6 protein-coding genes are annotated in these 9,113 nt (G+C 70.6%); 2 read left to right on the top strand and 4 right to left on the bottom strand.

What is annotated here, in order from left to right:
• Positions 1–68: 68 nt before the first annotated feature.
• Positions 69–2,507, bottom strand: coding sequence for a TonB-dependent siderophore receptor (locus P3W75_RS29695; protein ID WP_276230904.1), 2,439 nt, complete (start codon positions 2,505–2,507; stop codon positions 69–71).
• 86 nt (positions 2,508–2,593) lie between these two features.
• Complete coding sequence (locus tag P3W75_RS29690; protein WP_276230903.1) at positions 2,594–3,997, bottom strand: PLP-dependent aminotransferase family protein; 1,404 nt, start codon at positions 3,995–3,997, stop codon at positions 2,594–2,596.
• A 143-nt stretch (positions 3,998–4,140) separates the two neighbouring features.
• Between P3W75_RS29690 and P3W75_RS29685 the strand changes: the two genes are divergently transcribed.
• Positions 4,141–5,004 carry a DMT family transporter gene (locus P3W75_RS29685; protein WP_276230902.1) on the top strand — a complete coding sequence of 288 codons (864 nt, stop codon included), beginning with the start codon at positions 4,141–4,143 and terminating at the stop codon, positions 5,002–5,004.
• Between the two features lie 445 nt (positions 5,005–5,449).
• Entirely contained in the window at positions 5,450–7,480 is a 2,031-nt protein-coding gene (locus P3W75_RS29680) for a DEAD/DEAH box helicase (protein WP_276230906.1), read from the top strand.
• Positions 7,481–7,569: 89 nt separating this feature from the next.
• Here P3W75_RS29680 and P3W75_RS29675 read toward each other — a convergent pair whose 3' ends face one another.
• Entirely contained in the window at positions 7,570–8,529 is a 960-nt protein-coding gene (locus P3W75_RS29675; protein ID WP_276230901.1) for a FecR domain-containing protein, read from the bottom strand.
• On the bottom strand, positions 8,526–9,035 hold the full coding sequence (locus P3W75_RS29670) for a sigma-70 family RNA polymerase sigma factor (protein ID WP_276230900.1): 510 nt from the start codon (positions 9,033–9,035) through the stop codon (positions 8,526–8,528). Before P3W75_RS29670 ends, P3W75_RS29675 begins: the two co-directional genes overlap by 4 nt.
• Positions 9,036–9,113: the final 78 nt, after the last annotated feature.

Below are 9,113 nucleotides of genomic sequence, written 5' to 3'. Positions count from 1 at the left end.
ACGAAAAGCGCCTCGGCGCAGGGCGGATAACCGTTCGCGGTTATCCGCCGTTCCAGCTCAGCCTTGCCTCACCAGCGATAGGTCGCGCTGCCCAGCACGTTGCGGCCGTTGCCGTAGATGCAGCGGGTGGCGTCGTAGCAGCCGGCGATGTACTCGCGGTCGGTCAGGTTGCTGGCGTTGACGGCGAAGCGCCAGGGGCCGGTGTCGTAGTGCACGGCGGCGTCCAGCAGGGTGTAGCTGGGCACGTTCAGCGAGTTGTCCGGGGCGCCCGGGCTGCGGCCGTTGTAGCGCACCCCGGCGCCGAAGCCGAGGCCTTTCAGCTGGCCGTCGCGCAGGGTGTAGTCGGCCCACAGCGAGGCGATGTTGCGCGGGGTCGGGATGCTGATCGGGGTCTTGCCGTCGCTTTCGTCGTTGGCCTTGGTGTTCTTCACGTCCTGGTAGGTGTAGGTGGCGATCAGGTTCAGCTCGCGGGTCAGCGCGCCCACCGCCTCCAGCTCCAGGCCGCGCGAGCGCACTTCGCCGGTCTGCACGTAGCTGTTGACGTGAGTGGGGTCGGTGTCCGGGGTCAGCACGTTGCGCTGGGTGATCTCGAACACTGCCGCGCTGACGCTGCTGTCCGAGCCCTTGGGCTGGAACTTCACGCCCACTTCGTATTGCTTGGCCTTGGTCGGGTCGAACGGCTTGCCGGCGTAGTCGGTGCCGGCGTTGGGGGTGAAGCCTTCGCTGTAGCTGAAGTACGGCGCCAGGCCGTTGTCCGCCAGGTAGACCAGGCCGACGCGGCCGCTGAAGGCTTCGTCCGACTGGCTGGTGCGTACCTTGTCGGTGCCGGCGGTCCAGTTGTAGGTGCTGGAGCTGGCCCAGTCGTAGCGGCCGCCCAGGGACAGCACCCAGTGCTCGTCGAAGTGCAGTTGGTCCTGCAGGTAGACGCCGGTCTGCCGCGCGGTCTGGTCGCTGTAGGTCCAGTCGGCGGCGGTGAAGGCCGAAGGGTCCACCGGGCCGTAGGACGGGCCGCCGTAGAGGTCCAGCGGGGTGGTCAGCACGTAGGCCTGCGGGTCCTTGGTGCGCTGGCGCTGCCAGTCCAGGCCGAGCAGCAGGGTGTGGCGCAGCCAGCCGGTGTCGAAGTCGGCCTGGGCCTGGTTGTCCAGGGTCCAGCGGCTGTACTCGGGGTTCTCGATGCCGGCGTAGCGCAGCAGGGTACGGTCGTCGCCCATGCCCCAGTAGGCGGCGGTGCCGACGCCGTAGACCATGTTGTCGTTGAGGTCGAGGTGCGCGTAGCGCAGGTTCTGGCGCAGTTGCCAGACGTCGTTGAGGCGTTTCTCGAACTCGTAGCCGAGGCTGTACTGCTCCTTCTCGTACTTGGAGAAGTGCTCGTCGCCGGTGAAGTAGCTGCGGTGGATCTTGCCGTAGGCGCTGTGGTTCAGGGTGCCGGAGGCCGGCAGGAAGTTGTCCTGGGCGTTGCTGTCGTCCTTCAGGTAGCTGGCCAGCACGGTCAGCCGGGTGTCCTCGTCGGGTTGCCAGCTGAGCGACGGCGCCAGGGCCACGCGGCGGTCCTCCCAGGGGGTGTCGCGGATGTCGCCGTCATGGCCGACCGCGACCACCCGGTAGCTCCACACCCCGGCGTCATCCAGCGGGCCGGTGCTGTCGATGCCCAGCTGCTTGCGCGCGTCGCTGCCGTACTGCACCTGGATTTCGTGCTGGGCCACGCTGCTCGGGCGCTTCGACACCTGGTTGATCACCCCGCCCGGGTCGCCCTGGCCGTAGAGCACGCCAGCCGGGCCGCGCAGCACTTCCACGCGCTCCAGCATGTAGGGGTCGACCATCCAGCTCGCCAGGTTGATGGTGCTGGGCAGCTGCAGGCCGTCCTGGTAGGTGGTCGGCGAGAAGCCACGGATCACCGTGTACCAGTCCGAGCGGTTGTTCGAGCCGTAGGACGACACCCCCGGCGTGTAGCGCAGCGCCTCGTTCACCGACTGTACGCCCTGGGCCTCCATGCGCTCGCGGGTGACCACCGAGATCGACTGCGGGGTCTCGTGGATCGGCGTGTCGGTCTTGGTCGCGGTCACGCTGCGCTTGGCCAGGTAGCCGTGGGCCGGGCCCTTGGGGTCTTCCTCGGTCTGCGCGGTGATGGTCTGCGCCTTCATTTCCAGGGCCCCTTCGGTGGCGCTGCGCTGCAGGCGGTAGCTGCCGTCGGCACTGGACTCGGCGGCCAGCCCGCTGCCGGAGAGCAGCACGGCGAAGCCGGCGTCCACCGGGTAGTCGCCGTCCAGGCCGGGGCTGCGCAGGCCTCGGGTCAGCGCCGGGTCGAAGCTGAGCAGCACGCCGGCCTGGCGCGCGTAGGCGTTGAGGGCGTCTTCCAGGCTGCCGGCCGGCACCTTGAAGTGCTGCGCGGCGGGCGCGGCCAGGGCGGGCAAGGCGGCGCCCAGCGGCAGACTCGCGGCCAGGCCCAGGGTGGCGATGCGCAGGGCGCGCAGCAAGGGGCGCGCGGGCGTGTTGGGGAAGCGGGACATGCGCTGGATTTCCTCGTTCGCATAGGCGGGATTGCACAGAGGCCGAACGAGTGCGGAAAACCTGCAGAAGAAAATCAAAATAATTTTCAGCCGGCCCGGCGCGCCTTCCCCTGCGCATCGTCCATCGCCCTGGCGAGCAGCTCGAAGACCCGCGGCGACTGGCACTGGGCGACGTTGAAACGGAGGAAGTCCGGCGCCGTCTGGCCAATGCTGAAGACGTTGCCCGGCGCCAGCACCATGCCGCGCTCCAGCGCCGCCCGCGACACCGCCGCCGCGTCCAGCCCGCCCGGCAGGCGCGCCCAGACGAACACCCCGCCACGCGGCTCCAGCCAGGGTTGCAGGCCGAGGCCGCGCAGGCGCGCCAGGGTCTCGCCCATGGCGTCGGCCAGGCGCACGCGCAGGCCGTCGATGTGCCGGCGGTAGCCGCCCTTGCGCAGCAGTTCATGAAGCAGCTCGGCGTTGAACGGGCTGTTGCCGAAGGAGGTGGCCAGCTTCAGGTCCACCAGCTGTTCGCACCAGTCCGGGCGCGTGGTGATGTAGCCGCAGCGCACCGAGGCGGACAGGGTCTTGGAGAAGCTGCCGACCTGGATCACCCGCTGCAAGCCGTCGAAGGCGGACAGCCGTGGCGCCTGCTCGTGCTCGAAGTCGGCGAAGATGTCGTCTTCGACGATCAGCAGGTCGTGGGCCTCGGCCAGCTTCAGCAGGCGGTGCGCCACCAGCGGCGAGAGCTGCGCGCCGGTCGGGTTGTGGAACGCCGAGTTGGTGATGTACAGGCGCGGCCGGTGGCGCTGCAGGATCTCGCCGAGGGCTTCGACGTCCGGCCCGTTCGGCGTGTAGGGCACGCCGATGGGCAGCGCGCGGTGGGCGCGCAGCAGGGCCTGGAAGTTGAAGTAGCCGGGGTCGTCCACCAGCACCTCGTCGCCAGGCTCCAGCAGGAAGCGGCAGACCAGGTCGATGGCGTGGGTGCCGCCGTCGGTCAGCACAATCTGCTGCGGCCCCACCGGCACCCCGTAGTCGCCCAGGCGCCGCGCCAGTTGCTCGCGCAGCCCGGCGTGGCCATAGGGGTGGCCGTACTCCAGCAGGCTCGACTGCGGCTCCCGCGCCAGCTGGCGCAGGGCGCGGCGCAGCTCGTCTTCCGGCAACCAGCTCGGCGGCAGCCAGCCGCAGCCGGGCTTGAGCGAATCGGCGGCGGCCTCCAGCGACTGCCGGGATATCCACAGCGGGTCGATGCTGCGGTCCAGCGCCGGGCCGATCTCGGCCAGCGACAGCGGCGGCAGCCGGCCGCAGACGTAGAAGCCGGAGCCGCGCCGGGCGGCGATCAGGCCCTCGGCGGCGAGACGCTCGTAGGCCTCGACCACGGTGCTGCGGGAGACCTCCAGGCTGTCCGCCAGGGCGCGGATCGACGGCAGCCGCTCGCCCGGCACCAGGCTGCGCGCCGCCAGGCGTTCGCGCACCTGGCGCATCACGCCGTCCACTCGGGTCATGGCCATGGCCGCCTCGACTGTGCTGATGAAGGTTACTGTACTGATAAAATATCAGGACAGTTTGTTCGAATTGTACTGATCTGTCACTGGCCGTCCGCCCGCCCGGGCGCCACCATCGCCCTACCTCTCCCCTCTTTGGCGAACGCCCCATGAATGGCTCTCTCGGCGGTTGGTTCAGCGGCTTCCTCGGCGTGCTCATCTTCAGCGGCTCGCTGCCGGCCACGCGGGTGGCGGTGGGCAGTTTCGAGCCAACCTTCCTGACCCTGGCCCGCGCCAGCATCGCCGGGCTGCTCGCCGCGGCCATCCTGTTGCTGCTGCGCCAGCGCCGCCCGGCGCGCGCGGACGTACCGGCGCTGCTGGTCGTGGCCCTGGGCGTGGTGGTCGGCTTCCCGCTGCTCACCGCCCTGGCCCTGCGCCACGTCAGCTCGGCCCACGCCATCGTCTTCGTCGGTCTGCTGCCGCTGGCCACCGCGCTGTTCGCCGTGCTGCGCGGCGGCGAGCGGCCGCGCCCGGCGTTCTGGGTGTTCTCGCTGATCGGCAGCGCGGTGGTCGCCGGCTACGCCCTGAGCCAGGGCGGCAGCGCCACCCTGCTGGGCGATGCGCTGATGCTCGCGGCCATCCTCGTCTGCGGCCTGGGCTACGCCGAGGGCGCGCGGCTGTCGCGGCACATCGGCAGCTGGCAGGTGATCTGCTGGGTGCTGGTGCTGTCCCTGCCGCTGATGCTGCCGCTGACCCTGTGGACCTGGCCGGCCAACCTCGCCGCCGCCAGCGCTCCGGCCTGGCTGAGCCTGGCCTACGTGTCGCTGTTCAGCATGCTCATCGGTTTCTTCTTCTGGTACCACGGCCTGGCCCGTGGCGGCATCGCCGCGGTGGGCCAGCTGCAGCTGCTGCAACCCTTCTTCGGCCTGGCCCTGGCCGGGTTGCTGCTGCATGAGCAGGTCAGTCCGCTGATGGCCGCCGCGGCCGCCGCGGTGGTGCTCTGCGTGGCCGGCGCGCGGCGCTTCGCGCGCTGAAGAGCGGGGCTGCCGTCCATACCCTGGCGGCAGCGGCGGGCGGCAATTAGGGGTATCATCGGGCGTTTGTGTATTTCCCCGGGCTTGCCGGAAGGAACCTCCGATGACCCCACCCGCCGAGCCGCCGGCAGCGCCTGAAAGCCTCGCCCCGCGCCCGCGCCTGACCCTGGGCAGCCACGTGCACAGCGGCTTCGACCTGCGCAGCGGGCGCATGCAGAACATTTCCAGGCACCGCGCCGCGCTGGCGTTCCTGTACGCCGACACGCCGGTCTCCGGGCCGATCAACCCGCGCACCGGCAGCGAGCTGCGGGTGTTCCGCGACGACCGCATCGTTCGCCTCAGCCGCCAGCCCGACCAGGAACAGCTCCTGCGCCAGCAACTGCGGCGGATCGGCTTCAAGCCGGCGATGCGGCGCAGCGACGCCCTGGAGGAAAGCGCCGGGGAAATGTTCGAGCTGCCCGACGACGCCACCTGGCAGCAATTCATGCGCGAGGGCCTGCCGCAGCTGCGCGAGGCCGGCTGGGAAATCGACGTGCGCCCGGAGTTCGTCTTCGACCTCACCCCGGTCGAACGCTGGTACGCCGAGATCGAGGAAACCGACGACCGCCAGTGGTTCGACCTGGAGCTGGGCATCGAGATCGACGGCCGGCGCATCAGCCTGCTGCCGGCGCTGATCGAGCTGATCCGGCGCATGCCGGCGCTGCTCGACCCGGTGGCCCTGGCCCGCCACGCCGACGACGAACAACTGGTGCTGCGCCTGGACGCCGGGCGCAACCCGGTGCACGCCTGGCAGACCGCCTCCGAGCGGCCGCTGCGCGTGGCCCTGCCGTTCGCCAAGCTGAAACCGCTGCTGGGCACCCTGTCCGAGTTCTACCTGGGCGACCAGGCGCCCGTGCGCCGGCTGCGCATGGGCGCTCCGGACGCCGCGCGGCTGTCGGAGCTGGAGGAGCTGCCGCTGCACTGGCAGGGCGGCAGCGAGCTGCGCGAGATCGCCCAGCGCCTGCGCGACTACCGCGCCCAGCCGGCGCCGCTGCCCGAAGGCCTGCGCGCCGAGCTGCGCGCCTACCAGCACGAAGGCCTGAGCTGGATGCAGACCCTGCGCGCGGTGGGCGCCAGCGGCATCCTCGCCGACGACATGGGCCTGGGCAAGACGCTGCAGACGCTGGCTCACGTACTCCTGGAAAAACAGGCCGGGCGCCTCACCGCGCCAGCCCTGGTGGTGATGCCCACCAGCCTGATCCCGAACTGGCTGGACGAGGCCGAACGCTTCACCCCCGACCTGCGCGTGCTCGCCCTGCACGGCGCCGGGCGGCGTCGCGACTTCGCGAAGATCGAGGAGCACGACCTCATCCTCACCACCTACGCGCTGCTGCCGCGCGACGCCGAGAAGCTCGGCAAGCACGCCTACCACCTGCTGATCCTCGACGAGGCGCAGAACATCAAGAACGCCGGCACCAAGGCGGCCCAGGCCGCGCGCCAGCTGCGCGCGCCCAACCGCCTGTGCCTGACCGGCACGCCACTGGAAAACCACCTGGGCGAGCTCTGGTCGCTGTTCCACTTCCTGCTGCCCGGCTGGCTGGGCGACGCCCGCCAGTTCGCCCAGCACTACCGCACGCCCATCGAACGGCATGGCGACCAGGTGCGCCTGGCCCACCTGGCCGCGCGCATCCGCCCGTTCCTGCTGCGCCGCACCAAGGAACAGGTGGCCTCGGAACTGCCGCCCAAGAGCGAGTTCATCCAGCACATCGAACTCAGCGAGGCGCAGCGCGACCTCTACGAAACCGTGCGCCTGGCCCTGGACCGCAAGGTGCGCGACGAGATCGCCCGGCGCGGCCTGGCGCGCAGCCGCATCATCATCCTCGAGGCGCTGCTCAAGCTGCGCCAGGTCTGCTGCGACATCCGCCTGGTGCAGAAGGATACCCCGCCGGCCGGCGGCCGTTCGGCCAAGGCGGTGACTTCGGGCAAGCTGGAATACCTGCTGGACATGCTCGAGGAACTGCTCGCCGAAGGCCGCCGGGTGCTGCTGTTCTCGCAGTTCACCTCGATGCTCGCGCTGATCGGTGAGGCGCTGCAGCAGCGTGGCGTCGACTACGCCCTGCTGACCGGCGAAAGCCGCGACCGCCGCGCGCCGGTGGAGGACTTCCAGCAGGGCCGCGTGCCGCTGTTCCTGATCAGCCTGAAGGCCGGCGGCGTGGGCCTGAACCTGACGGCGGCGGACACCGTGATCCACTACGACCCCTGGTGGAACCCGGCGGCCGAGAACCAGGCCAGCGACCGCGCCTACCGCATCGGCCAGGACAAGCCGGTGTTCGTCTACAAGCTGATCGCCCGTGGCACGGTGGAAGAAAAGATCCAGCTGCTGCAACGGGAAAAGGCCGCGCTGGCCGCCGGCATCCTCGAAGGCGCCGGCACCGACTGGCAACTGGAGGACGCCGACATCGACGCGCTGTTCGCGCCCCTGCCGAAGGCGGTGTAGGCCAGCGCAAGGCCGCGTAGGGCGGATAACCGTTCGCGGTTATCCGCCGCCATCGGGTTCGGCGGATAACGCCTGGGGCGTTATGCGCCCTACGCGGGAACCAGGGTCACCCAGTAACGCGTACGATAGAGCGCGCGCACCGGCAGGCTGCGCTGCAAGGCGGCGATGGCCTGCTCCGGCTGGTCCAGCGGGAACACCCCGGAAATCGCCAGGCGCTCCACCGCCGGGTCGCAGCGCAGCACGCCCGGACGGTAGCGCGCCAGCTCCGCGCAGAGGCGGCCCAGGGTCCACTGCCGGGCGACCAGGTAACCGTCGCTCCAGGCCAGGGCGTCGGCGTCCAGTTGGGCCACGCCGTACAAACCCTCTCGATCGAAACGCGCCTGATGGCCGGCCTGGACCACCCCGGCGACCCGCTCGCCGCTGCCCGGCGTCACCGCCACCGCGCCCTGCTGCACGGCGAGCAGCGCGTCGTGGCTTTCCAGGCGCACGGCGAAACGGGTGCCCAGGGCCTGCAGGCGGCCTTGCGCGGTGTCCACCCAGAAGGCGCGGCCGGCCGGGTCCTGGCCGGTCTGCACGAGGATTTCCCCGGCCAGCAGGTGTACCCGGCGAACGTGGGCGTCAAAGGCCAGGTCGATCGCGCTGTCGGTGTTCAGTTGCAGCCAGCCGCCATCCGGCAGCTCGATGCGCCGCCGCTCGCCGACGCCGGTGCGTTCCTGGGCCAGCCAGCGCGAATCGCGCAGGCCATAGGCGCCGCTGCCGAACACGGCGGCGCAGCCGGCCAGCAGCATGAGGTTCTTCAGCGCGCGGCGCCGCGACGGGTCGAAGGCGGCCTGGCGCAGGGCGCTGCTGGCCTGTTCCGGGGCGATGCCGGCGAGGCGCGCGTCGAAGAAGCCCAGGCGCTGCCAGGCCTGCTCGTGGCTCGGGTCGGCGGCGCGCCAGCGCTGGCAGGCGGCCAGTTCCTCGGCGCCGGCCAGCCCGGAGGCCAGGCGCACGCGCCAGCCGATGGCCTGCTCGACCACGCCGTGTTCCAGCGGCTGCGCCCGACTCATGAATACAGCGCCTGGTAGCAGTGGGCGAAGGCCTGGGTCATGTACTGCTGCACCGAGCTGAGCGAAACACCCAGCTGCTCGGCGATCTGCGGATAGGTCAGGCCATCCAGCTGCGACAGCAGGAAGGCGCTGCGCACCTTGGGCTTCAGGCCGTCGAGCAGGCGGTCGATCTCCATCAGGGTTTCCAGCACCAGGGCGCGCTCCTCGGCCGAGGGCGCCTCGGCTTCGGGCTGCTGCGCCAGGCTGTCGAGCCAGGCGCGCTCCAGGCTCTGCCGGCGGAAATGGTCCACCACCAGGCCACGGGCGACGGTGGCGAGAAATGCGCGCGGCTCGCGCAGGCCTTTCAGCTCGCGGCGGCCGAGCAGGCGGACGAAGGTGTCCTGGGCCAGGTCGGCGGCCTGCTGGCGGCATTCCAGGCGACGGTACAGCCAGCCGAGCAGCCAGCCATGGTGGCCGGCGTAGAGTTCGCCGATCTGCGAGTGGGTGGAAGCGGACGGGGACGACACGGGAACCCTCGGCGCGATGCGCGCATTGCATCGGGAGTGCGCCTGTGAACACCCCTCAAATGCGAAACTTTATCATTT

The organism is Pseudomonas citronellolis (assembly GCF_029335315.1).
Classification (GTDB): domain Bacteria; phylum Pseudomonadota; class Gammaproteobacteria; order Pseudomonadales; family Pseudomonadaceae; genus Pseudomonas; species Pseudomonas citronellolis_A.
This window is presented reverse-complemented; position numbering and strand designations above follow the sequence as displayed.

Bases quoted from the DNA above. Each gene is read 5' to 3' on its own strand.
- P3W75_RS29690 (WP_276230903.1), bottom strand. From the start codon at position 3,997: ATGGCCATGACCCGAGTGGACGGCGTGATGCGCCAGGTGCGCGAACGC.
- P3W75_RS29685 (WP_276230902.1), top strand. From the start codon at position 4,141: ATGAATGGCTCTCTCGGCGGTTGGTTCAGCGGCTTCCTCGGCGTGCTC.
- P3W75_RS29695 (WP_276230904.1), bottom strand. From the start codon at position 2,507: ATGTCCCGCTTCCCCAACACGCCCGCGCGCCCCTTGCTGCGCGCCCTG.
- P3W75_RS29675 (WP_276230901.1), bottom strand. From the start codon at position 8,529: ATGAGTCGGGCGCAGCCGCTGGAACACGGCGTGGTCGAGCAGGCCATC.
- P3W75_RS29680 (WP_276230906.1), top strand. From the start codon at position 5,450: ATGTTCGAGCTGCCCGACGACGCCACCTGGCAGCAATTCATGCGCGAG.